Annotated in this window: 16 protein-coding genes; 3 read left to right on the forward strand and 13 right to left on the reverse strand. The window is 46.0% G+C overall.

All coding sequences use genetic code 11. The features are described from left to right. Positions 1 to 114: 114 nt before the first annotated feature. The 6 genes from AACR11_RS28475 to AACR11_RS28500 all read right to left on the reverse strand — a co-directional run bounded on the left by AACR11_RS28475 (position 115) and on the right by AACR11_RS28500 (position 9,836). Positions 115 to 1,110 carry a TRAP transporter substrate-binding protein gene (locus AACR11_RS28475; RefSeq protein ID WP_009699389.1) on the reverse strand — a complete coding sequence of 332 codons (996 nt, stop codon included), beginning with the start codon at positions 1,108 to 1,110 and terminating at the stop codon, positions 115 to 117. Positions 1,111 to 1,324: 214 nt separating this feature from the next. Then, the gene (locus AACR11_RS28480; RefSeq protein ID WP_029788627.1) at positions 1,325 to 2,794 is read right to left on the reverse strand and encodes a protein adenylyltransferase SelO; all 1,470 of its coding nucleotides are present in this window, start codon (positions 2,792 to 2,794) and stop codon (positions 1,325 to 1,327) included. Between the two features lie 216 nt (positions 2,795 to 3,010). Then, a complete protein-coding gene (locus AACR11_RS28485) occupies positions 3,011 to 6,004 on the reverse strand; it encodes a M6 family metalloprotease domain-containing protein (RefSeq protein WP_079324483.1) in 2,994 nt (997 codons plus the stop codon). Between the two features lie 231 nt (positions 6,005 to 6,235). Beyond that, positions 6,236 to 7,603 (reverse strand): TrkH family potassium uptake protein, encoded by a 1,368-nt coding sequence (locus AACR11_RS28490; protein ID WP_029788629.1) that lies wholly within the window; start codon positions 7,601 to 7,603, stop codon positions 6,236 to 6,238. Then, positions 7,600 to 8,262, reverse strand: coding sequence for a potassium channel family protein (locus AACR11_RS28495; RefSeq protein WP_005446558.1), 663 nt, complete (start codon positions 8,260 to 8,262; stop codon positions 7,600 to 7,602). Before AACR11_RS28495 ends, AACR11_RS28490 begins: the two co-directional genes overlap by 4 nt. A 338-nt stretch (positions 8,263 to 8,600) precedes the next feature. Beyond that, the gene (locus AACR11_RS28500) at positions 8,601 to 9,836 is read right to left on the reverse strand and encodes a DEAD/DEAH box helicase (RefSeq protein WP_009702403.1); all 1,236 of its coding nucleotides are present in this window, start codon (positions 9,834 to 9,836) and stop codon (positions 8,601 to 8,603) included. Positions 9,837 to 10,033: 197 nt separating this feature from the next. On the opposite strand from AACR11_RS28500, the gene AACR11_RS28505 reads away from it, so the two are divergent. Further along, positions 10,034 to 11,356 carry a hemolysin family protein gene (locus AACR11_RS28505; RefSeq protein ID WP_029788630.1) on the forward strand — a complete coding sequence of 441 codons (1,323 nt, stop codon included), beginning with the start codon at positions 10,034 to 10,036 and terminating at the stop codon, positions 11,354 to 11,356. Positions 11,357 to 11,418: 62 nt separating this feature from the next. Here AACR11_RS28505 and AACR11_RS28510 read toward each other — a convergent pair whose 3' ends face one another. Continuing rightward, positions 11,419 to 13,380 (reverse strand): TonB-dependent receptor domain-containing protein, encoded by a 1,962-nt coding sequence (locus AACR11_RS28510; RefSeq protein ID WP_029788631.1) that lies wholly within the window; start codon positions 13,378 to 13,380, stop codon positions 11,419 to 11,421. Between AACR11_RS28510 and AACR11_RS28515 the strand changes: the two genes are divergently transcribed. Further along, on the forward strand, positions 13,355 to 14,227 hold the full coding sequence (locus tag AACR11_RS28515) for a 4'-phosphopantetheinyl transferase family protein (protein WP_033001275.1): 873 nt from the start codon (positions 13,355 to 13,357) through the stop codon (positions 14,225 to 14,227). The genes AACR11_RS28510 and AACR11_RS28515 overlap by 26 nt on opposite strands. A 15-nt stretch (positions 14,228 to 14,242) precedes the next feature. Here the strand turns inward: AACR11_RS28515 and AACR11_RS28520 are convergent, their stop codons facing one another. The 6 genes from AACR11_RS28520 to AACR11_RS28545 all read right to left on the reverse strand — a co-directional run bounded on the left by AACR11_RS28520 (position 14,243) and on the right by AACR11_RS28545 (position 24,412). After that, complete coding sequence (locus AACR11_RS28520; RefSeq protein WP_029788633.1) at positions 14,243 to 15,184, reverse strand: hypothetical protein; 942 nt, start codon at positions 15,182 to 15,184, stop codon at positions 14,243 to 14,245. Continuing rightward, positions 15,177 to 19,124, reverse strand: coding sequence for an enterobactin synthase subunit F (locus tag AACR11_RS28525; protein WP_029788634.1), 3,948 nt, complete (start codon positions 19,122 to 19,124; stop codon positions 15,177 to 15,179). The genes AACR11_RS28520 and AACR11_RS28525 overlap by 8 nt, the downstream gene beginning before the upstream one ends. A 33-nt stretch (positions 19,125 to 19,157) precedes the next feature. Then, entirely contained in the window at positions 19,158 to 20,048 is an 891-nt protein-coding gene (locus AACR11_RS28530; RefSeq protein ID WP_029788635.1) for an isochorismatase family protein, read from the reverse strand. A gap of 66 nt (positions 20,049 to 20,114) precedes the next feature. After that, on the reverse strand, positions 20,115 to 21,734 hold the full coding sequence (locus AACR11_RS28535) for a (2,3-dihydroxybenzoyl)adenylate synthase (RefSeq protein ID WP_029788636.1): 1,620 nt from the start codon (positions 21,732 to 21,734) through the stop codon (positions 20,115 to 20,117). Continuing rightward, positions 21,731 to 22,951, reverse strand: a complete 1,221-nt coding sequence (locus AACR11_RS28540) for an isochorismate synthase (RefSeq protein ID WP_079324485.1) — start codon at positions 22,949 to 22,951, stop codon at positions 21,731 to 21,733. Before AACR11_RS28540 ends, AACR11_RS28535 begins: the two co-directional genes overlap by 4 nt. A gap of 354 nt (positions 22,952 to 23,305) precedes the next feature. After that, the gene (locus AACR11_RS28545; RefSeq protein ID WP_029788638.1) at positions 23,306 to 24,412 is read right to left on the reverse strand and encodes a hypothetical protein; all 1,107 of its coding nucleotides are present in this window, start codon (positions 24,410 to 24,412) and stop codon (positions 23,306 to 23,308) included. A 92-nt stretch (positions 24,413 to 24,504) separates the two neighbouring features. Between AACR11_RS28545 and AACR11_RS28550 the strand changes: the two genes are divergently transcribed. Further along, the gene (locus AACR11_RS28550) at positions 24,505 to 25,296 is read left to right on the forward strand and encodes a 2,3-dihydro-2,3-dihydroxybenzoate dehydrogenase (RefSeq protein ID WP_029788639.1); all 792 of its coding nucleotides are present in this window, start codon (positions 24,505 to 24,507) and stop codon (positions 25,294 to 25,296) included. The last annotated feature ends 18 nt before the right edge of the window (positions 25,297 to 25,314 follow it).

Raw genomic sequence — 25,314 nt, forward strand, 5'->3', positions numbered from 1 at the left:
ATCACGTCATTATTGGGATAAAAGGGTCCCCCTCCTCCATATTGGAGTACGCGAGGACCAATCGTAGTGCTTAGTGCTTTTTACTTATGAGCCCAAAGAACTTGGGCTGTTTGATTATTGGTTGGAAGCAAGAGCGGCATCGATAAGATCTGAACCAATGTCTTTCTCGAATTTCTTCCACACAGGTTGCAGTGCCGTCACCCACTCTTGACGCTGCTCAGGCGTTAAAGTACGAACCACACCACCGGCTTCAATGATGTTGTTCTTATTCGCAAGGTTCACCTTGGTTGACTCGGCATTACGCTGAGCCGTCACTTCTTGAATAATGGTATTAAGCTGTTCGCGCTGATCGTCTGGTAACTTTTTCCAGAAATCGTTCGATGTCACAACTAAGTAATCTAGGATGCCGTGGTTGGTTTCAGTAATGCCATCTTGTACTTCGAAGAACTTCTTACCGTAAATGTTCGACCATGTGTTTTCCTGACCATCGATAACTTTGGTTTGAAGACCGCCATACACTTCTTTAAATGACATTTTTTGAGGGTTTGCACCAAGCTGTTCGAACTGAGCCACCAATACGTCGGAAGCTTGTACACGGAACTTCAAACCTTCCGCATCGCTAGGCAACATCAATGGCTTGTTGGCAGACATTTGCTTCATACCGTTATGCCAAAATGCCAGACCTTGCAAGCCACGACGCTTCATTGCATTTTTTAGCTTTTCACCGGATTCCGAGTTTTGGAAACGGTCGACAGCCGCCACATCCTCAAAAAGGAAAGGAAGGTCGAAGATGCGGTATTTCTTGGTGAATTTCTCAAACTTAGAAAGAGAAGGGGCAGCGAGTTGAACATCACCATTAAGCAGAGCTTCAAGCACCTTGTTGTCGTCGTAAAGCGTCGAGTTAGGGAAGACCTGCATGCAAACTTTGCCGTTCATCTCTTCATTTACACGCTTTTCCAGTAGCGAGGCAGCAATGCCTTTAGGGTGTTTATCTGTGTTCGTTACGTGACTGAACTTGATCACGGTTTCACCAGGGTCACAGTTTGCAGCAGCATTAAAGCTGGTGATGGCTAGAGCAGATACAGACAAAAGGGTTAGAGGCTTGAACATTATTATTCTCCTTGTTGAATCACATCCCATCCTTTCCATGAATACCAAACGGGCAGAGGGTGATGGGTACAGATGTTCAACAAGGAGCAAGTTGTAGACCAACTAAATTATCAATTTAAAATCAGCAAGTTAAGTTAAAGTCAAAAGTTAGCCAGAGCAAAAAGGGGTTAAATCCACCCATGCTAATCTGCGTGATGGGTGGAGAATGACACATTTAAGAAGAGCAGCTAATTTCCATCTTTTTCCCCCACTCTGGAGGCAGTTTGGCGTAGTCATCCAACTCTGGCTGCTCGTCATAAGGACGCTTGAGCAATTCAGCCAGACGGCTTACTTCACTGAAGTCTCCTTCCTCTGCCTTATCAATGGCAAGTTGAGCTAGGTAGTTACGCAAGATGTATTTTGGATTCGCTCGACGCATCTTTTCACAGCGAGTTTCTGCTGATACGCACTCACCGCGCTCGTCCACTTCCAACTCACAGCGGGCAAGATATAAGTCTACCCATGCACTTGCAGCTTCTCGATCAATAAACAAATCAATCACAGCTTGGGACGAGTTAACGTCTAAGTTAGACAACTCACGGAAGAATCGCGTGTAGTCTGTTTTGTTTTGGTTTAACAGTTCAAACATGGCTTCGAACAAGCGTCCGTCTTCTTCTATTTTGGTCAAAAGACCGAGTTTGGCGCGCATCAATTCACTGAACTTCTGGCTAAGGCGCATTTCAAACTTTTCTAGTGCGGTCTCCAGCTCTTCCCGTTGCACAAGCGCTGACAAAGAATGTGCTAAAGCCGAAAGGTTCCAAAGAGCGATACGTGGTTGCTGTTCAAAGGCATACCGCCCTTGGTAGTCCGAATGGTTGCAGATGTAATTAGGATCGTAGTCGTCGAGGAAGCCAAACGGTCCATAATCAAAAGTTTGCCCAAGTATCGACATGTTGTCGGTATTCATCACACCGTGGGCAAAACCATAGGCTTGCCAGTACGCAATCATCACTGAGGTTTTCTCCACGATGGTCTCGAACATGGCAGCATATGGTTTCTCCACTTCTAAACAATCTGGGAAATACCACTCGATGACTTTATCAGCGAGGTACTTTTGCTCACTAAGTTGGTTGGTGTAGAAAAAATGCTCAAAGTGACCGAAGCGAATGTGCGTTTCAGCAATTCGAATAAGTAGCGCGCCATATTCCATCTTCTCACGGTAAACAGGCGTATCGCTGTCCATCATGCCAAGCGCTCTGGTCGTAGGAATGCCTAACCCGGCCATGGCTTCACTGCACAGATATTCGCGGATCGTAGAGCGCAATACTGCCCGACCATCCCCCATCCGTGAGTACGGCGTGAGCCCTGCTCCTTTGAGGTGAATATCAAACCAAGTACCATTTTGGTGTTGCATCTCAGCCAGTAACAACCCGCGACCGTCACCTAAATCCGGGTTGTACACGCCAAATTGATGCCCTGCGTACTTCATTGCCAAAGGAGCAAATGATGCAAATTCGTTTTGCCCTGCAAACACATTCAACAACTCTTCATTCGCGCTTTCTGGTAAGCCAAATTGCTTCGCTAATTCTCCGTTCCAAACAACCCAACGTGTGTTATCTAAAGGCTGTGGCGTGACATAAGTGAAAAACGCAGATGGCAGGTCACTGAAGCGATGGGTGAAATTAACACCTTCCCAGATGGACATAGTGGTTCCTTAATAAAACGACTTCCTAAACGTGAGTATAAGCGCTGAACAGATTTCTCTTCAGCCACGAATTATTCATGGGTATTTACGAAATACCGATAACGACAGACCAACATGAGATGACTTCACAACGCGTCACTGTACTACGGGACGAGACAACTAAAGAAATAAAAAAGCCACTCGGCTGAGTGGCTTTAATGAATGAACAAGAGACGCTTATTGCTCGCGACGACGCCAGCCAAACAGCCCCAATAACAATAGTGCCCAGTAAGACAAAGCACCACCGCCACTATCCGAATTGTCAAAACTTAAGCTGCTTACCGAAGCCACCACTGACACATTCACTGAGCCAGTCGCCAAGCCACCATTCCCATCCGACACGGTGTATTCCAGTTGAACATTCGTCACTTGATCTTGAGGTGCTTGGTATTGGATCTTTCCATCCACCACACTTGCCGTTCCCACGCCGGATGGATTACTCACGCTCTGCAACACTAAGCGATCTTCATTGAAATCTGAATCATTGGCGAGCACGTTGATCATAATGCTCTTTCCAGACTCAACACTGGCGCTATCTTGATTAGTAACCGGCGGCGTGTTCTCAACATCAACACTAACCGTCGCGGTTGCAGACAAACCGCTAGGGTCCGTGACCGTCACTTGGAAGGTAAGCGTCTCACCCGCCTTCGTTCCTTGCGCCACAGTAAACTTCGCGTTCACACTATTCGCATCTGAAATAATGGCTTTAGTACCCGTCGTTTGCTGCCATCTATAGTTAAGCGCATCACCATCAGGGTCAGAGCTTGAAGAAGCTGACAAGCTGCCTTGCCCGTTCGCTGTCATGCTACTGGAATCAACTTCGGCATTGGCTGTTGGCGCCTCATTTTGACCATTCACACGCACTTGCACCGTCACTGGCAGCGATTTCAGCGCACCATTTGAAGAAACAAGACGATATTGGAAACTGTCATTACCCACGAAGTTTTCTTTAGGTGTGTATTGGGTGCCGCTCAATGTGCCATGCGTAGGTTGTTGCGTGTATTCCACATTGAATTGATAGCCAGGGGCAATAAAGTCATTCGACGTAAGCGCAAGCGTTACAGGCACGTTTTTGTCCGTCGTCACCGTGTCCGTTTTAGCCTCTACGATATTGCTTGAATCAATATCAAACAGCGCGCCAAAAGGAATGTACGAGAAGTTTTGACGCATTAAACCTGAAGAGTAAATACGTTCACGATCTCCTGCCCAAATCGTTGGCACTGTTTCTTGTTCCGTCGCTAAGGTGCTTCTAAAGTTATAGTTAGATTCAAAACGCCCGTTCTCAATTTCAACCACAAGCAAATGCTTACCTGCCGTTATGCGACTTGGTTGTTCAAACAGAATACGAGTGCTGCTACGAAGTGAGCCTGCCTGCAGAAGCTGCGCCTCATTTTGATCGAACTGCAAACTGAACGATTCAAATCCAGGATGTGGGAAACGCCATACCTTGTAGTTCATCACCCCAGCATTGTCATTAGGTGTCACATAAAGTTGCAAGCCATCCAATTCTGAAGCCACTTTAAGATCCAAAGAGACAGCCAAAGCGTCATCAGAGCTTGGGTAAACATATCCTCGATGGAACGAGTTTTGCCACGCCGACTTGTTTGGTTCACTTGGCATGGTTAGTGAAAACGTTGCCGAGTTTGATTCACTTGAGATATTTGAGATACGAACACCCGTGTTAAAGCCTGCTATGCCGGTCAAACTAGGGTTGGAATCGTCAGAAATGCTCGTGCCACCATTTGGATAAAGATCTCGATCGTCGCTAGGAAAACCGGCTTCCAATTGTTTGCGTCCGTCAGCTTGCATGATCTGCACCTGCATATCACCGACATCGTTGAATCGATTTAAGATATTCACCGACGTTGCCAACACCCCTTCTGATACCAATGCTCGGTCGTACCCTTCAAACCGTCTATTCTCAAGGTAGATACGAGGACCGAACTCTTTAAGATAAGGATCAAGATAAACGAGCTTCACTTGCCCATTTTCAACCGAAGCAGATTCATCGCTGGATTGCGCAATGTCCGGCAGTACAAAGCCCGCAGCATGCTTACTCCAAGCACTCATGTTGACCGGTGTATCTCCAGCATAACGGTCGCCTTCTTTCTTCGCCCAAGAACCACCACCCATCACGCCCCACTGGCCAATAGATGCATCGCTGTTGTAAGAGTACAAATCCGGTAACCCAAGCATCAGGTGACCGAGTTCATGGACGATCACCCCCAATGTGGATTGATGCGTCTGCTGAAAGTCAGCAAACACACAGTAGTCTCTGATGGTAGTTCCGTCGATTGACACCGTATCATGTGAGTATTTGTGCGGCCATATAGAAGGACGATCTAGCTGGTTTGCCGCCAAGTCCCCACCAGCAAAAACAAACATAACCGAGAGCTCTGTTGGTTCGACACGACCGCTGCTGTCGGTGTCGTATTGAGCTAAGTTGATGTATTGGTCTAGCTTTTGGTACGCCTCAGAAAAAACCGCCTTAAGCTTGGTATTACAAGCATCACCGCTGGTTTTGGTGCTACAGTTAGGATGGTTTTGGTTCACCGTGACACTAATAACGCCATCATCCGCAGTGCCATAGCTTTCCTTCGCTGGTACGACGCGATACTTTCCATGTGAGTTCTTGTCATAATAATCCACCACGCTTTGACGATTTTCGCCAAACACCAACTGTTGAAAATCGTTAACCATAGTCTGGTTATTAAACGACACCTCAACCACCAGCAAAGGCTGTTGAACCACACTCGATGAACTCATTGCTCGGTATCCTTGCTGAGCTTGGCGCATCAAGTTTGCACGAGCTTGGGGTTCTAGTGTTCTCAAAGAAGAAAGAGAAGGTTTTAATAGTACATCAGGGCGGTTTTTCGATACTTGTGGAGCGATTGCAGATTGTGTTTTTTCTACTCCAGTCGAGACAAGTAGCGGCCGATCCGCTTCTCGCTTGATCTCAGCAAAAAACCAAGTATCACCGTCTTTGATTAATGCATTTCCTTGCTTATCTTCATGCCAGTAGAAACTAGCGGTACCGCGAACCAGAATTTCACTGACCGTCCCATCACTGAGAGTCACGGGTTGCCAAATAGGAGATGGGGGTGTGGTTGCCATGCCGTGACCAGAAATCAGCGCGGTCAACATGGTGAGTGCGAGAGTCTTTAACTTCAAACTTCAGCTCCATGAGTTCGATGTGTAAGCCATGCATCTCATATGCAAATGATTACAACAAGTTATATATGGTGGAGCTATGAAATAGTACAGAAATCGAGAAGGAATGAAATGCTGTGACAGGAGTAGATCGAAATTATTTGCATTCGCTCACTAATTTTATAAAAAACGCGAGAACCGAATAATCAAAACTCTCGCGTAAGTTATTAATATTAAAAGATTAAAATGCAATTAACCTGTTAAAACGTTATCTTCTGGGTATTTAATTAATGTCGGTTCTGGTCGCGCCAGCATGTAGGCTAGTGTCAATGGACCAATACGACCGATGATCATCACAACGATCATGATGTACTTACCTGGTTCCGACAGTTCTGCTGTCAATCCAGCCGTCAAACCTACCGTCGCAAAGGCAGAAATGGTTTCAAACATTACCTTATCAAACGCGGCTTTCTCAGTAATCATCAACAAAAACATCGCAGTGGTGAGGATAGCGCCACTTACCACGATAATCGCTAATGACTTGGTTACGGTTTGCCAATTCACCGTGCGTTTAAAGATCACAACATGCTTTTTCTGGCGCAAGAACGCCCATGTTGCCATAAATGCCACTGCAAAAGTCGACACTTTAATACCACCACCTGTAGAGGTTGAGCCCGCACCAATCAACATCAGTACGATCATCACTAACAAAGCAGGTTGGGTAAACTGAGCCAAATCTACGCTGTTAAACCCAGCGGTACGTGCACTTGCCGATTGGAAGAAAGCCGCTAACCATTGCCCCGCAACAGGCAAAGACGCCATGGTATTTGGGTTATGTCTTTCCAGTAGCCAAAACAAAATAGTACCGACACCAAGCAATGCAGGTGTCGCGATCAACATGATTTTGGTGTGCAGATGCAAAAAGTGAAAGCCTTTACGCCAATGCAGCCATAAATCACCGATCACGGTGAAGCCCAAGCCACCGAAGATAAACAAACCCGCTAGGGTGAAAATCACCACCGGGTCGTTAACAAAGCTCATCATACTATCGGAGAACAACGCAAATCCTGCGTTATTGAATGCTGAAATAGAATGAAACAGCGCATAAAACATGCCTGTTTGCCAGCCCATTTCTGGCACCCAGCGGAAAGAGAGGAAGATAAATCCAATGGTCTCAGCAATCAGAGCAAAGACAACGATTTTCTTGACCAATTTACGTAAGTTGACTTGGCGATCTTGCCCTAATGCATCTTTCGCAAGTGCTTGTTGACGCAAACTCAAACGAACACCAAACATATACAGCAGCACCGCAGACAGCGTCATCTGCCCTAGCCCACCAATTTGCATTAAGAACATCAATAGCACTTTACCCGCCAAGGTAAAGTGCTGCCCGGTATCTACGACACCAAGCCCCGTTACACTGATAGCCGAAGTCGCGGTGAACAAAGCGTCAGTGATAGAAAGCCCGGTTACAGAAAAAATCGGCAGGGTCAGCAAAACAGCAGAAGGCAATAACACACCGAGAAAGCTCAGCAATATAATGCGCGGTTCGCCACCTTTCGCTTTATCTCGTTTGCCATCTGGGGCGTAAAACACGCCTCTCTGATGAAATTGCTTCATAGTGATTTCAACTTGCTCGCAAGTTTGTCTTGGGGTCCCACAACAATGATGAGATCGCCGATCTCCAGCGTTGAATTGAGATCCGGTGCTTTGGTGATTTCTGGACCGCGTTTAAAGCCAAGTACTTGTACACCTTCCACCTTACATAAGGCTAAATCACCAAGTGTTTTGCCCATCCAACGAGAGCCAATCACAAACTCTGTCATAGCTAATCCACTGCCTAGTGGATGAAACTCCAACACACGTTTGTCCAGCATCTTACGCGCCACACGAATACCCATATCACGCTCTGGCATGATGACGTGGTCTGCACCGATTTTTTGTAGAACACGTGCTTGGAAGCGATCATTCGCTTTTACCCAAACCGATTTCACACCCGCTTCTTTTGCGATAAGTGTTGCGAGGATGCTGGCATTGACGTCTGCACCGATAGCAATCATGACCATGTCATAATCATCAAGCTTGAGTTCTGCGACTGTCTCTTCATGAGTACAGTTCGCTACGATGGCTTGGCTAACAAATCCCGCCGCTTCTTTCACTCGGTCTTCGTTAATGTCTACCGCCAAAACTTGTGAACCTGAATCCTGCAGTTCTTTACAAACGGCCAAGCCGAAACGACCTAGACCAATTACAGCAAATTGCTTATCACCAGTTTTCATTCGTGCCTCATTTATGCGTTGAATAGCAGGCGCGAAAGTCTGCGCCTATTCCTCACCATCTGCAAACATGACGACAAAAAATTGACAAAACCCTAACTCAAACCTTCGCGCAAGATCTAACCAAAGCGTAAGACACATTGAACGAGTTTTCCTAATTATTAGCAATTAAATCAAAAGAATAACTACATGCTTCACACTTCATCTGTGCATGGTTTTCGCTATCAAATAAAGAAAGAAAACTGAGACCACGTTGAACAAAAAGCCAGAGAGAAAAGAAAAAAGTAAAAAATAAGCCGCATCGAGGTGCGGCTTATCATGTAGAAAAGAGCTATCAAACGTTATTTAGCGTTACGTTTATCACCATTTTCGCGACGTGGACGTTGATCTTGCGGCTTACGCTTGTTCTTCGGAACGTAGTTCAGAATCGAAATTGGCACAGGTTTTCTCGGTGCAAAACCTTCAATTTCTACACGCTCTAGCAAATGACCAAGGCGGCTTTCGATCATGCACAGGTTTTTGAAATCGTCTTTCGATACCAGTGAAATCGCCTCGCCCTCTGCACCAGCACGACCAGTACGACCAATGCGGTGTACATATTCATCGGCTGGGTAAGGTAGATCGTAGTTAATCACGACAGGCAAGTTATCAATATCGATACCACGTGCCGCCACACCCGTTGCCACTAAGTATTGGATTTCACCGGCTTTGAACTTCTCAATCAGTTCTTGGCGAACACGTTGGTTACGACCACTGTGGAAAGCTTCAGCCACAATGCCACGCTTCTCTAATTGAGTAACCAGTTTCGCTGCGCCATGTTTTGTCTCGATGAACACCAACACTTGCGACCAGTCGTTCTCATTCAACATATGGCTCAGTAGTGAAGATTTCATGTCTTTATCAACGGTGGTGATCCATTGCTTAATGTTTGACTTAGACGCGCTGTGCTTTGCAATGGTGATTTCTTCAGGATCAACAATTGCATTCTTTGCCAAATCACGAACTGGGTTAGATAAGGTCGCGGAGAACAGCAAGCTTTGAATATCTTCTGGCATGCAATCGATGATCTTATCAATCGAATCAATAAAGCCCATATCCAACATTTTGTCAGCTTCATCTAGGACCAGCATTTCCACTTCATCAAAGTGAATAGCACGCTGACCGTATAGATCAATCAAACGACCTGGAGTGCTTACGACAATGTCTACGCCTTCAATCAACGCTTGTTTTTGCGGTGCGTAATCCACACCACCGAACATCGCCATAGAACGCAATGGTAGATTTTTGCCATATGCTTCAATGCTCTGATGAACCTGAAGAGCCAATTCGCGCGTTGGCGTTAGGATGATCGCACGTGCACGCTTTTTACGTTGCGTTTCGCCGTGGCTCAGTTTTTCTAAGATTGGTAATACAAAGCTGGCAGTTTTACCTGTCCCCGTTTGTGCTGCGGCAATTAGGTTGCTACCACGCAGAACAATAGGAATGGCTTTTTGTTGGATAGAAGTCGGTTTTTCGTAACCCAGCGCCTTCACAGCATCTGTGATAGAAGCACTTAAACCAAGCTTAGAAAATGGCATACAAACGTCTCAACGAAGAAATGGGCGCGTAGTGTATCAGAATCCGAACTAAGTAACAGAATCTATCTGTCTCCAGCAGAGGCTTACTGAAATCTACTCGTGGCGACAAAGAAATTCTATCCTTTTAATCAGTCATTCAATTGTTACAGCGTGATGATTTATTCGCCACTTCACGTTTCTTGTATTTGAACCTCGTTATGCTGCTAGGGTGTGCATCACTGGAAAACTTCATGGACATTTTATTACTGGTTGGATTAATCGCGCTCAATGGTGTGTTCGCCATGTCTGAGATTGCATTAGTGACTGCCAAAAGCGGTCGACTGAAAAAGTCAGCCGAACACAGCTCTTCCACTCGTCTTGCTTTAGAGCTTAAGAATAACCCCACTCAATTTCTCTCTACTATACAAATCGGCATCACCGTCATTGGCATCCTCAGCGGTATTTTTGGTGAAGCAACCCTCTCAGTTCCATTCGGGCATTGGCTCGTCGCACAAGGTTTAGAGCGTGAGATAGCAAATATCCTTTCAACGGCAATTGTGGTGGTCATGATCACTTACTTCGCCATCGTGATTGGTGAGCTCGTGCCAAAGCGTTTTGCACAAAACAATGCCGAACGCATCGCTGTCATCGTTGCCTACCCAATCCACTGGCTAGCAAAACTGACCACGCCATTTGTCATGCTACTGACCGTTTCGACCGACACACTACTTAAGCTTCTACGCCAAAACAACGCAGGCGAAATCGTCACAGAAGAGGACATCTTTGCTGTCGTTAGCGAAGGTTCCGAATGTGGTGCTATTGAGCCTCAAGAACAATTGATGATCCGTAACTTGCTCCACCTTAATGACCGACTAGCACTTTCACTCATGACACCAAGATGCGATATCCATTATCTCGATTTAGATTTACCTCTCGATGCGATTTTGAGGAATCTACGTCAAACTCAGCATTCTGTTTGGCCCGTCTGCAAAGGAGGGTTAGATAACATTATCGGCACCGTTTCCTCTAAGGCGTTATTAGATGAATACGATGAGCTATCCATTTCTCGCTTAGCCAAGCTGTTGAAACGGTCGCGCTTCGTACCCGAATCAATGAAAGGTCTACCACTGCTCAATTACATGCAACAAACCAGTACCGAGATGGTGTTTATCGTCGACGAATATGGCGATGTGCAAGGACTAGTAACTCACTACGATCTGCTTAAATCCATCGCTGGTGAATTGGGCATGGCACCACAGCAACTCTGGGCAAAGAAACAGAAAGATGGCAGTTGGATCATGGATGCGCTGATCCCACTTAACGAGTTGAAGTACAAACTAACGTTGAACCATATTGAAGGCGAAGAAATAGAAGGATTCCAAACATTGAATGGTTTTTTGACGTGGTTAATTGGGCGCGTGCCGACTCAAGGAGAAACCGTCGAATATCAACAATGGCAATTTGAGATACTACACGTGAAGAATAATCGCATTGTCCAAGTCAAAGTCACCGAGTCGCTCAGCGAAATGAAAAGCGATTAAAGCGGAATAAAAAAGCAGCTTCCGGCTAGGAGGCTGCTTGTTAGATCAAACCAGTATTCGCTTTAGAATAGGTAAGTTGCACTTACGTATGCACTGCGACCTTTCTCTGAATAACCGTAGTAGTCGTCTTCATCATCAAGCTCGACATCAAAGATGTTGTTCAAGCCAGCTTTAAGATTGAGCTGTTGGAAGTCATAAGCAACACCAAGACCGACAAGCGTGTAGCCATCTACTGTTTTGTTCTCACGGCTTTGGTTTGTGATCACCTGTTCACCAACGTAGTTTACTCGCGCAAACGTAGTGAATGCATCAAACACTTCCCAGTTCAAATCAAGATTTGCAAGATGCTCTGGCGTCTTCATGAGCGTATCACCCGTGCTCTTGTCTTTCGCGTCCGTGTAGGTGTAGTTACCCTTTAGGTTGATGCTGTCAGTAATATCATACCAACCTTCAAGCTCGATACCTTTGATCTCTGCTTTACCGATGTTTTGGTAAGTGAAGATAGGCATTTTACCAACCGCACCAACTGGCTTGGTTAGGTCGCGTTCAATCTTGTTCTTAAAGTCCGTGTAGTAGTACATCAAACCAACACCCATAGACGTGGACTCATAAGCAAAACCGGCTTCGTAGCTTTCTGATTCTTCAGGTTTTAGATCGTCGTTACCCGTTAACCAACAACGGTTACCACAACTGATTACACGTACTTGATCGCTGCTTTCCATCATACCCGGCGCACGGAAACCACCACCCGCACCACCTTTGAACACAAATTCATCGGTGAAGCTATAAACTGCATATGCTCTTGGACTGAAGTGACTACCATACACTTCATGGAAGTCTTGACGACCACCAAGTGTCAGCGCCAATTTATCGAGATCGAACTCACCCTGAACAAAAACCGCGCCTTGATAGTTATCGATGTCGCCTGATGGTACATCTCGGCTGTTTTCCAATTCAGAAGTACGGTATTCGCCACCAAACACCCACTCATGTGAGTCACGCCACAAACCAGAAACTTTAAAATCAAGCGTGTTGTTTTGTAGCTCAACATCAGCAGCGCCATTGGTGTACGCCGTACTTGCATCATCAAGCTTCATATTTTCGCCATACAAACGTACTTGTGTATCCACAGACTCCCATGCACCTTCATGCGTCAGTCCGTAGTTCCAACGCGTTGAGTCTTGAGAATTTGTTTGCGCACCCGAACGAGGATGGACCCAATCCGCTTCACGCTCATCGTTGGTGTAAATCACATCGGCGATCAAACGCTGTTCATCAGTAAGCTGCCAAGCCATCTCACCAAATACATTGGTGGTGTCTTTCTTTTCTAATGCATCAAAGGTCGGGTTAGTATCGGTACGCCACGGATCTCTTGAAGAGCTTTCAACAATGATGCTGCCTTCAAGGTTTTGTGCGAGTTCACCACTAGCGTAAGCATGACCTTTAACACCATCACCACCGTCGCCTTCAAGAATGCTTTCGTATTCCAAACCAACAGAACCTGATGTCTCTTTGGTTGGCGACTTCAAGATAACGTTGACCACACCACCCATCGCTTCAGACCCATACAGGGAAGAAACCGGACCGCGAACCACTTCAATTCTCTGAACCGCAGTCAGTGGGATGCTTGATAAGTCAAAATCGTTACCACGAATCAAAGCATCTTGAGAGTTAATACGACGACCGTTAATCAAAACCAAGGTGTGCTTAGAATCCAGACCACGAATACGAATGGTGTTACGACCGTAAGCTGTACTACTCAACACACTCACCCCGGTAGCACTACGCACCGCTTCTGAAATGTCTTTTACCGGCATCTTAGCGAGATCGTCAGCGGTAATTACCGACACTGATGCCGGTGCAGTCAACTCTGAATGTTGTGTTAAAGACGCTGTCACAACCATGCGCTCCATTTCCACAACATCATCTTTATCGTTAGCAACTGCATGACCACTGAGTGCCGTCAAAAGTGCACCGGCAAGCACTGTCGGCATAAATGTGGGCTTTTTAACTAAACTATTCACTGCATATCCTTATATCTATTTTATAAATAAATTGAGCTCGCAAACTCTAATAAACGAATGTATAAATGACAATCATTACTACTCGTATTTACATTTAGATTTGAGCTGGGCTATATTTTTGAACTGCAACACATTGAAAAGCACCGAGCTGGGTAACATTCTCGACCCTTTCTGTCTTCAATTAGAAAGTGTCAGTCCAAGGGTTCACATCGTAAAAGCCACACCGGAGATGTATTCCAAATTGGGCTTTCCCGAGGAAGAGCAACAAATTCATAAGTCGATAGCTAAACGCCAGCGAGAATTCAGAGCAGGACGCAACGCGGCTCGTGCCGCCATACAAATGCTCACCTTGAGCCAAGATAACGGGAACTCCCCGCTCATTTTGACGGGAAAATCCAGAGAGCCTTTATTCCCTCAGCCAATCAGTGGCAGCATCAGTCACACTGATGGTATTTGCCTCGCGGGTTGTGCATTAAAAAGTGACATCGCAAGCTTAGGGATCGACGTAGAACGCAATGTCCCCCTCGCCTCACACCTTTTTACAAGCATCTACACAGGTGACGAACAGAACTTAATCAAATCGTCTAGCCACCTACCTGATGCTCTGATATTCAGCATCAAAGAGAGCTTGTTTAAATGCTGCTTCCCCTTTGTTCAGGTGTATTTCGATTTTCTAGAAGCACAAATCACGCTGCTGCCTGAGAGTAAAAACTCAGGACAATTTCGCTTCGAGCTGATTGGAAATAACCAAACCTCTTTAACCGCCAAATTGCCCGACCTTCCATTTCATGGCTACTACTGCTTCAATAAGCAGTTTATTTTCTCGCTGTGCTATTTCTCCTCATGAAGTCGTCATTCATTTCTATTCGATGACCTTTTTGATCACCATTTGCTGTCGTTCATTAACCAGCGGTAAGCGCTGCTCTAAACGCCACTTCCACATTTGTGGGATTGAAATACCTACTGTATCGAGTTGCCTTGTCTGCGGACCCAAGTACCAATAAGCATCAACCAATTCATCTAAGCAGGTAAAAGCATATGGATTCACGGGAGGCTTTTTAGGGATCAGTTCAAGAAACGAGCGCTGTTTTAGTAAAGGCTGATCCGTCGGGTAAATGCCATGTTCAGGGGCATTCAGTTCGCTAGATAAGATGTGTGGCCAAACTGATACATACTGCTCACCAAACTTGTGTTTCGCTAGCTCACCGAAGGTGCTGTGTTTTGCCATAAAGCCCAGCGTTGGCGAGCACTTTAGAATGTGTCTCGCGCCAACTAACACCACCACACCAAGCCCACATTTCGACGTTTGTTTTTCTACTCCTTCTGCCAAAGCTTGATCACGTTGTGCACTGAGCTTTGCTAACTCTTTCGAATGTTGGATCTCTTCCCAGCTGAACGATGGTTCGGTCAACGCTATCTTGATCGGCACCTTACGCGTGCTATTTACAGCACGAACTCGCTCAAAGAAAGCACCGTAACAAGGATGCAACCAAGCGGGAAATGCGACTGAGTCCAACCACACCGCCGCTAATTCAGCTTGAGTAACCGTCTCTCCCGATAAGTAGTTATTGAGTAATGCTTGATGTTTGGCATTCCCAAATTCAATGAACAAATGCGAAAACGAGCCATCCAATTCAGGTGCAAGTAAGGCTTCCGTTATCTTCTCGAACAGTTCGCTAAACCAATGAGCTTCACCGATGGCAACTACACTGCCAGCGTTAAGTTTGCTTTTGAGAAAAGCCAGAGGGGAAACCACCCCCTCCAACAAATCCTTAGTTTTTGCTTTGGTTGAGGTATCAAACATCAAATCTCTCTCTCAGTTCTTCAACCATATGTGAACCAATCAAACGCAGCATATCTGGGCGCATCATTTCACGATGAATACACGCGACATCGATCACTTTGAGCTCGCCATCCATGTATTTGAACCATCCATTGCGATCAAGAAATGCCTCTTCTGGTGGCTTCTCCGCATTGAAAAACAACACATCCCCTTGATACTGATAATTGACGCTATCGCGTACGCGATGGTTGTTGTTAATGACCACTTCCACCATTGCCGTAATGGTTTCAGCACTCAGGTGCGCCATTGATGATCCTGCATCTTGTAAAATGTCGATCACTTCAGGTCGCGTTAGGCTAGAATGCAACGATTCATCAAACTCTACCCCAGCCATACGAATTAAGGCGCCAAGCGCTTTCTCTTCGCCAGGCGGGTGCATACTTTGCCATTGCTCCGTTGGGTAAGAGTCCAACAAGGTGACTAAGCCAACTTCTTGATCTTGCTGCTGTAAGATGCCCGCCATTAAATGCGCAATCATGCCGCCAATAGACCAACCTAGTAGGTGATATGGACCAAAGGGTTGTTCTTCTCGAATCGCCGCCACGTAATCCTCAGCCATTTCGGTCATTGATTTAGGCAGCGGAGAAGAAGGGTCACCGAGGTTTTTCGCTTGTACGCCGTAAAGAGGCACATTGGATGGAATAATCGGAGTCAAAGCCGCATAGCACCAACTCAAGCCACCAGCAGGATGGACACAGAAAATAGCTGGCTTGCCCTCTCGTTTTCGCAGAGGCAGTAAGATATTGAGCGCTTCATCGCTTTCACTGCCATTTAACTTGGCGGCAATACCGGAAACCGTCGGAGACTCAAACACCGCCGCAAGCGATAGCTCAATTCCCATGATCTCTTTCACATGAGCAATCAACTGAGCAGCAAGCAACGAGTGTCCGCCTAATTCAAAGAAGTTGTCATCCACACCAACCGCCGGTAAATCAAGTAAGCGGCAAAATAGTTTGCATAAACGCTCTTCAACAAGGTTACTTGGTCCTTTTGTGCTCACTTGAGCAGACAAATCTGGCTTGGGTAACGCATCACGATCCAATTTACCATTCGGTGTTAAAGGGAAGCTTTCAAGCTCAACAAAATAGCTTGGCACCATGTATTCCGGTAATGGCTCAGCAAGGTACTTTTGTAGTGCGTTAGTATCAATTCCCTGCTCAAGCTCCTCTGCCGACACATAAGCAACAAGGCGTTTATCATTCTCAGTATATTCCTGAGCTAACACGGCAACTTGCGCAACACTTGGGTGGTTTGCTAAGGCATTTTCAATCTCTTCTAACTCGATTCGGAAACCACGAATCTTGACCTGAAAATCGCTTCGCCCACAGTATTCAATCGCACCATCTTCGCGCCAGCGCGCCAAATCACCAGACAAGTACATTCGGCTACCTTGTGGACCAAAGGGATTGTCAATAAAGCGCTCTTGAGTCAGTTCTGGCTGACCATAGTAGCCCATCGCCAACTGTCGACCTGCAATGTATAAGTTACCCACCACACCAGGAGGTACAGGATTAAGTTCGTCATCAAGAATATAGATTTGCGTGTTCCATACAGGACGACCTATAGGAATCGAATTCCCTTGCGTATTCGCCTCACTCGGCCAGTAAGTTACGTCCACCGCAGCTTCTGTCGGACCGTACAAATTATGCAATGGTGCATCAAACTCTTGGTAATAGTGATTGACTAGCTCCATTGGCAACGCCTCCCCGCTACAAAAGACTTGGCGTAGACTTTGGCACAATCTGGCATCTGCTTGTTGTACGAAAATTTGCAGCATTGAAGGCACAAAATGCAAGGTGGTGATCTGCTCTTTATGAATCAAATCTTGTAGGTATATTGGGTCTTTGTGTCCGTCTGGTTTCGCAATAACAAGGCACGATCCGACCATCATTGGCCAGAAGAACTCCCATACTGAAACATCGAACCCTGCTGGCGTTTTTTGTAATACCCGGTCTTTCGCATCAATTGGATATTGGTCGTGCATCCACAAGAGTCGATTGACAATCGCATCATGCGTAACGACGACGCCTTTTGGTTTCCCGGTCGAGCCCGAGGTATAAATCATATAAGCTGGTGAATGAGGTTCTGGCTTAACTTGAGGAGGCAACGGTTCTACCACTTTATATATCGTAGGCAGCGTCTCATCATCCACTAGCTTTACATCCACCTCTTGCGGCAGTTTGTCTTGAAGCGTCTTGGTTGAGAAAACAAATTTCGGTGAAGAAGATTCGAGCATGTAGTGGATACGCCCCTCGGGGTAGTCAGGATCCACAGGCACATAAACCGCGCCAGCCGCTAAAATGGCTTGCTGTACTACAATCAGCTCTTCGCTTCTTGGGACACACACAGCAATGCGGTCACCAAGCTCAACGCCTTGCGCTGTTAACCAGTTGGTGAGTGAATACACTTTGCGAGCCAGTTGCTCGTAACTCAACTTCTGACCTTCAAAGATCAAAGCCGGAGCATGTGGTGTCAAAATACGTTGGCGAGCCATGATGGCGGACAGCGTCGTTTCCGGCACTTCGCGAGCGGTATCGTTCCATGTCTCGACAACCTTCTCTCGCTCACCAGCCAGTAAAATACTGACATCACTCACTTGGCAATGAGAAGAATCTTGAGCTTCTGCGCTTGTAAAAAAGTCACTCATAAAATGGAACAAGCGTTGTTGATGCTCATGAATCTCTTTCTCTGAATACAGCTCTGGATTCGCATCCATATCGATGTGTAATTGCCCAGCTAATTCATAGCAATAGAAAGAAATGTCATCGACCGGTCCGGCTGATAAGTTGTGTGCTTTTGAAGTGAGGTCACCGAATTTATGCTCGTACTCAAACGGCATAATATTCACCAATGGACCAAATAGATTACGATGATCTTTTACCAAATTTAGCTCGCGATGAAGCTCTTCATAGCGATAGCTTTGATGACGGCGAACCGATGCAAATTCTTGGTTAACTTGCTTCACCAACGTTTTGATATCCAGTCCTGATTCAAAACTGACTCGTACGGGAAGAATATTGACGCGCATCGCCGGAGTTTGAATGGCTACCGAGCCCAAACGCCCCATCAGAGGCACACCAATCACCACTTCATTGGAGCGTGTCATACGGTGTACATAAGCCGCGATAGATGCGATAAGTACGCTATACCAGTGTGTTCTGCACTGTTTAGCTAACGACTCCATTCTCTGAAAGTCAGAGGCTGCCATTGCACCTTTTAGACGAAGGAAATGGTCTGAAGTCACTGTCGGCTTACCCGCAAGGTTTACAGTGTCAGAATGGTCGGCATAACGCTGTAAATAAAATGCGCGATCTTTTTGGTATTTCTCAGAAGCTTTATAGTCGTCATCTTCTTTCAAAAGAGCCTGTTGGTCTGCAAATTCAAGCTTCTCAAAGTGCTCTCCTTTAACCAACTGACCATAAACATGCGCCACCCGCCCCGCGACCAGCGACATGCTGTAACCGTCTATCGCAATGTGATGCAGTGAAAGGAACCAAACGTATTGATCATCGGAGAGCTTAAGCAATGCCATGATGAATAAAGGACCTTGTTCCAAATCGACAGGTTGCTTTAACTGATCTTTCATCCAAGTCACAGCGGCATCAAGCGGTTTAACGTGTTGCGAAAAGTCGATACGTTCGACTTGCCAGGTTTGTCTATCTATCACCATTCGCGGTCCTTCGGTGGTGGTAACAAACTTAGCGTGCAACGAGTCGACTTCATCAATTGCCGTTTTGACTGCTTCAACAAAACAAGGCTCATCCACCTCGCCTTCAATAACCAGGTATTCGCCAGTCTTATAAATTGGGTTTTCAGGGTCACGTAACTGAGCAAACCAAATCCCAGCTTGGGCATCCGTAAGCGGCAACAACTGCTCTGCCGTATAAGGTAAATCGTACATGTTCATTCCTTTGTCATTTTTCCGCTTTGGCTGTTAGGTCAGCTTCTTCTCGATCAGTCTCCACCAATCCTGCAAACTCGGTTTCGCTGCTAATTCCATAAAACTCACATCAAGGCCCGCCTGTTGCCAATCTCCGACCAGCGACATCATGCGTACCGAATCCAAACCAAAATCAAGCAAACTATCCTCTGGAGTCATCTCATCGGCTGGTACCTCTAACAGCGCCGCTAACTGTTGAGTAAGTTGCGGTTGCGACTGAGGAATCACAAAATCACCAGCTGCGAGTTCGTTCGCACTTGCCACTTGTTCGAGCAATTGCTGCTTGTCCAAGACATAACCGCATCGACCCGCCACATAGTTGAGCGCCATGTCATGATCGCTCGCTGAGAAGTCAGCAACGGCATCGGAAACCATGAAAGCTTTAATGTCTGTCATGAACGCTTCTGCCGCTGTTTGTAAACAACCGATGTGAGCATAAATACCCACGATAATTAGCTGATCACGCCCCGTTTCATCCATCATGGATTTAAGTGGCGTACGTTGAAACGCACTGTAACGCCATTTGGTGTACACGGTGTCCTGCTCCGTTGGCGCAAGTGCTGGAGAGATTCGAGTAATGTTGTCATCCGCTTTTAAACCGGGGCCCCAAAAATCGGTCAATAAAGCGCGATCTTCTTGGCGTTGGTCACCGGGCTGCGCGGTATAAACCACTGGAATGCCGGCATCAATACATGCTTGTTTGATCTCTTGAATGTTGCGAGTCAACGTTTGAATCAGCTCGCTGTCTGCATCGTAGAAATTGAGAAAGTACTGCTGCATATCGTGGATTAACAACACGGCACGATGTGGTTCTACTGACCAGTTAACGCGATTTTCTGGCTTCACTTTCGTTAGTGAGTAACCAGAGATAGATGGAATGGCCATTGGGCTTATCTCCAAAGTAATCAAAATGCCAAGCACACCAAATCAACCTTGGTGTTTCGACCTTGGTTAAACGAGTTCGAGTAATTTATTTTTATTCACTTTACCTACTGGCGTTTTGGGTAATACATCAACAAAAACGACCATATCTGGGATCTTAAAATCAGCCAGCCCACGCCCTCGTAAGAAACGCTTTATCTCGATCGGTTTCGGGGCTTGCTGCGGGCAAACTAAGGCAGCACAACTGCGCTCTCCAAGGTAATCATCTGGGATGGCAATAACAGCAGCATCATGGACACAATCGTGCGCCAGCAAATGGTTCTCGACCTCTTCTGCTGCGATTTTTTCACCCCCTCGGTTAATCTGATCTTTGTCGCGACCAACAACTTTCAAATTGCCCTCTTCAGTCAGCAGTACCACATCGCCAGTACGGTAGTAGCCTTGCTCGGTGAATGAACGCTGATTGTGCTCAGGAGCCCGGTAGTAACCTTGAATGGTATAAGGTCCACGCACGAACAAAATACCTTCCGTTCCTTGTGGGACAGGGTTACCCATTTCATCGAGTATCAACAGCTCATCAGCAGGTGACATTGGGCGACCTTGCGTCTTGACAATCACGGACTCAGGATCATCTAGACGGGTGTAGTTAACTAGCCCTTCAGCCATGCCAAATACTTGCTGTAAGGTACAACCAAGTTCAGGTTTGATACGCTTTGCCGCTTCCTCACTAAAACGAGCCCCCCCAACTTGCAGCACTTCTAATGAAGTAAGGTCATGTCGAGTTCTTGCGGCTTCATCGAGCCACAATAGTGCCAACGGTGGCACTAAAGCGGCTACGGTAATTCGGTACTTTTCAATCAAAGAAAAGGCAGTTTGAGGGCTTGCGTCTGGAGCAAGTACAACGGTGCCACCCGCCATAAAACAGCCCAACGCACCGGGAGAACTCAATGGGAAATTGTGGGCGGCCGGTAAAACACAAAGGTAACGCGTATTTGGCGAGAATTGGCAAACCTCATTGCTCGCTCGTACACTGTATAGATAGTCGTAATGTGTGCGAGGAATAAGCTTAGGTGTGCCAGTCGTACCACCCGATAATTGGAAAAAGGCAAAATCTTCACCGCGATGAACTTGAGGTTCAACATTGTCTAGCAAGAGCGCTCTAAGGGCTACGCTACCAATCGGCATGGCGCTCATGTCACCCGCCCAAACGATGTTCTTTAAGCCTGGTAATTCAGATGCTACTTGCAGCGCAATATCAGCCGTATCGACGCCGAGTTGAGGAGCAGTGATTAACGCTTTTGCCTGTGTAAAATGACAAAAGTATCGAATCTCCGAATAACGATGAGCGGGTAACGCAAGCACGGGTTGAACGCCAATTTTAAGCAGTGCAAAAAAGCTAATGTAAAACTCGCCTATGTTAGGCAAATGCAAAACGACCTTGTCGCCAGATTTAAGATTCAGAGTCGATTGGAAACCAGCAGCTAACTTATCAACATGCTCAAGTAACGATTGATACGTCCACTGTCGCTCCCCGTCAACTAGAGCAACATGGTTAGGAGAAATAGATACGCTTGCCTCAAGCATCTCTGGAATGGTTTGCTCTGTCCAAAAACCCGCTTGGCGGTATTGCTTTGCTAAACCTTCTGACCAAGGTGTAAAGCCAGAGGCATTCATGCTTAAGCAAGTCATTGAACCACCTCCATATTCTCACGGATTTCAATACCCAGCGCGTTCAATACAGTGCGCATTTTATTTCCTGTTTCTTCAAGCTCACTTTGCGGCTCAGATCCGGAGACGATCCCAGCTCCGGCATAAACTCGAATACGCTTCTTCTCAACTTCAGCGCAGCGGATAACAACAACCCATTCGCCATTACCACGAGCGTCTACCCAACCAACAAGACCCGTGAAATAGCCCCTATCAAAGGGCTCCACTTGACTGATGAAATCGTAAGCTTGAGCCGTAGGATAGCCACACACGGCAGGCGTTGGGTGAAGCGCACTCGCCAATTTCAGAACGCTGGTATTGGCATCGGACACCGTCCCTTCAATACGAGTCGAAAGGTGCAACATGGCTTTGGTTTCAATAACCGACGGCACCATAGGCACATAAAGGTTATGACACCAAGGTTGAAGCGCTTTTTCTACCGCATCGACCACTACCGCATGCTCATGAAGATCTTTGCTACTCTCCATCATGAGCTCTCCTTGCTGCTGATTCATTGATGCATTTTCACAACGTCGACGAGAACCTGCCAGAGGGTTTGAGCACACATGAGGACCTTTGCGGGATACCAGTAATTCAGGGCTGGATCCCATCAAATAAGCGTCAGAATGACCACCGCCGATACGAGTAGAAACGGTATAACCACCAGGATTTTGCTTGAGTAAGGTTTTGAGGAAGCGAGCTCGATCGATTTCATCTTGTGTATCCACTTGCATCGTGCGTGACAACACCACTTTATCAAGAGCGATGTTTTCTTGGCTGCAACGATGAGTGGCAAGCTCAACACTATGCATGTATTCAGTAGGCGTCGGGACAGGTTGAATAGAAGAAGGATGACAGTCGTTGCAACCATCGACATCTAATACTTTATCCGGTCTGATCGGCGACGTCGTGATCAAACGCTCAGGGACGATAAAGTGCACAGGATTATGTTCAGAAAACGGTATTACACCAACGGCAATAGGGTTGTCATTCCCCTCTTCCTTCGCCGATTCTAGTAATTTGCTAATGTGAGTATCTAACTCTGAGAATTTAACTTGTTGGGAAAATTCTGCAGCAATGCCTTGTGTAAGCAACGTCACCGTCGGTGAGCTAAAGAAGAACGAAGCGTCATCCGTATGGGCGTTGAGAAACTCTGTGAGCATAGTACTGCTTCCCATGGAGTTACGAAGCATAATCATCTCTCAAACTGTATTAAACATAGCGTCCTAAATGAGATTCCTTCTCATTTGAAGAGTGAGACTACACACCTAGTTACAATTATTCAATCATTTTTGATAATAATTATCATTCGCATAACTTATAGTTTTATAAATTAATATTCTTAAACAAATAGAACCTCAAGCAAACAATTCACCATATTTATATCTAAGTAACTTCAAATCTAAGCAACTTCAAGGTGGAGGATTCAGAGCGAGTTACCTTGGTTCGTATGCATCGTTAACAATTTTTGATTTGGATCCATAGCCAAAAAGAAAGGGCTGACGCCCTCAGCCGTCAGCCCTTTCTCAATCTTTATTTCAATTAACAGCGCATCAGTTGTTATCAACAAAGCCGTATTTCTTATCACTTAATGAGCGAATATCATTGAAGCGGTCTTGCGTCTTCCCACCGATAATATCGACGCGTCTTTGCATCTCATTTACCCACTCCCTATCTTCCATCACATCACGAGGGAATACCGTTGTTCGTTGGTTATCACCCAGATAAAGAAAAGCATCAAACAAACCACCGACTTGGGCGTCCATGTCGTCCATCGCAGCAAGCTTATAACGGGCTTTTGGTAATAAATCGATAAACCTCAGATCAGCAATCGGACTTTTTGCGACCTCAAGAAGCGCCGGAGCTTTTACGTCATGAAACGTCTTCACCACTTCTGGTTCCGTCATTGGCCAAATCAAGTAGGTACTATTGGGAAACGCTTGCTCTAATCGTGTTGCCAATGGCCAAGCACTGGCTTGTGTTTTTGCAACGTAATCCCGCGGCGCATTCACCAAATGGAAAGCCCCAAAAATCAACAGTGCTTTCTGATTATTTTGTATACGCTCGGCAGCAACTTGATAAAAATGCTCCGTCTTGTTTTTAGCTGCTTGCTGCCATACCTTTTCATCACTCACAGTGCTCCAATCAAACGGTGCTTCGGCTAAATGCACATGGATTTTTTTCCCTTTAGGTAGCGTTTGATTTCGCACCTTTATCGCTTTGAAGAAATCGGCATAAGCATCTGGCATCCAAGCCATAAAGTAGATCGAACCTCGCAAAATTGAGCGAAGCTGTTCATCATTCACGTCCCCACCAGCTAAGTAGTTATCCAGTACAGGTTGGTACTTTGCATTGCCAAACTCCACCACAATATGCGTGACTTGATCTGAAAATGCAGGAGTCGAAACCAGCTCTGTTGCATAGCGCAAGAAAGCATCATTCCAATGATAATCGCCAATACCCACAAAGTTGTGTTGCTTAAACGCATTAAGAATCGCAGCGTCTGCTGATTTAGCTTGCTCGACCACTTGTTCGATTTTTTGCTCGGACAGATCTACCTCTGCGTAGTGTGGTAAATACTCACATCCAGCCAACCCGATAAGCCCTAACGTGAGCAACCAAGGTTTGATTTTCCAACCTAGTTTGTTCGTCAATTTCATTACCTCCTTGTTAACATTATGACAACGATAACAAAAATCATTATCATCTATCTAGTTTGGATGTGATATTTGCAGCACGAAGGGAGAGGGTTATGAATGAAAACAACACAGAATTCAAAAGTAAACTGTGCCTAGTGACTGGTGCAGGGCAAGGTATTGGACTTGCCTGTGCCAAAAGCTTATTGGAACAAGGGGCTACTGTGATTGCCTGCGATATCACGCAAGCTCTGCTAGAGGAATTCAAACAATCTTTGCCAAAAAAACAGCAAGCTCGAACGTTGCTACTTCCCTTTGACTTAGCCAACACCACAGCCGTTCAGTATGCGTGTCATTATCTTGCTCAAGACAAGCTCATTCCTGACTACGTGATTACATGCGCCGGTGCGCTACATCTTGGTTCTGTTCTGGAACTCCCTCCTGAAGCGCTCATTAAAACGTTAGACGTGAACCTAAAGGGAACCATGCTACTGACACAACAACTGGCGAAATTGCTGGTTCAAAATAACAAAAAAGGCGCGATTGTTGCGGTAGGTTCGAACGCAGCAGACACCCCAAGAGTCAACATGTCGGCGTATTGTTCGTCTAAAGCGGGACTTCATATGTGGGTGCAATGTTTGGGGTTAGAACTCGCGGCATACGGCATTCGCTGTAACATTGTTAGCCCAGGCTCAACCAGAACACCGATGCAAGAACAAATGTGGAATGAGTCCTATGGAGAACGAGAAACGATTCAGGGTAACTTAGCGTCACACCGGATTGGTATTCCTTTGAACAAGATTGCAGAAACCAAAGACATAACCAATGCGATTGAATTTTTACTGAGTGAGAAAGCGGGTCACATTACCATGCACGATTTAAGAGTGGACGGCGGAGCAACTTTCTAGTTGCTCCAGATTTAAGAG

The organism is Vibrio sp. L85 (assembly GCF_963871815.1).
In the GTDB taxonomy this organism is placed as follows: Bacteria; Pseudomonadota; Gammaproteobacteria; order Enterobacterales; family Vibrionaceae; genus Vibrio; species Vibrio harveyi.

Coding starts and splice junctions, on each gene's coding strand:
- AACR11_RS28495 (WP_005446558.1), bottom strand. CDS start 8,262: ATGAAAACTGGTGATAAGCAATTTGCTGTAATTGGTCTAGGTCGTTTC.
- AACR11_RS28490 (WP_029788629.1), bottom strand. CDS start 7,603: ATGAAGCAATTTCATCAGAGAGGCGTGTTTTACGCCCCAGATGGCAAA.
- AACR11_RS28500 (WP_009702403.1), bottom strand. CDS start 9,836: ATGCCATTTTCTAAGCTTGGTTTAAGTGCTTCTATCACAGATGCTGTG.
- AACR11_RS28520 (WP_029788633.1), bottom strand. CDS start 15,184: ATGTTTGATACCTCAACCAAAGCAAAAACTAAGGATTTGTTGGAGGGG.
- AACR11_RS28475 (WP_009699389.1), bottom strand. CDS start 1,110: ATGTTCAAGCCTCTAACCCTTTTGTCTGTATCTGCTCTAGCCATCACC.
- AACR11_RS28525 (WP_029788634.1), bottom strand. CDS start 19,124: ATGTACGATTTACCTTATACGGCAGAGCAGTTGTTGCCGCTTACGGAT.
- AACR11_RS28480 (WP_029788627.1), bottom strand. CDS start 2,794: ATGTCCATCTGGGAAGGTGTTAATTTCACCCATCGCTTCAGTGACCTG.
- AACR11_RS28550 (WP_029788639.1), top strand. CDS start 24,505: ATGAATGAAAACAACACAGAATTCAAAAGTAAACTGTGCCTAGTGACT.
- AACR11_RS28530 (WP_029788635.1), bottom strand. CDS start 20,048: ATGGCCATTCCATCTATCTCTGGTTACTCACTAACGAAAGTGAAGCCA.
- AACR11_RS28535 (WP_029788636.1), bottom strand. CDS start 21,734: ATGACTTGCTTAAGCATGAATGCCTCTGGCTTTACACCTTGGTCAGAA.
- AACR11_RS28540 (WP_079324485.1), bottom strand. CDS start 22,951: ATGATTATGCTTCGTAACTCCATGGGAAGCAGTACTATGCTCACAGAG.
- AACR11_RS28545 (WP_029788638.1), bottom strand. CDS start 24,412: ATGAAATTGACGAACAAACTAGGTTGGAAAATCAAACCTTGGTTGCTC.
- AACR11_RS28505 (WP_029788630.1), top strand. CDS start 10,034: ATGCTGCTAGGGTGTGCATCACTGGAAAACTTCATGGACATTTTATTA.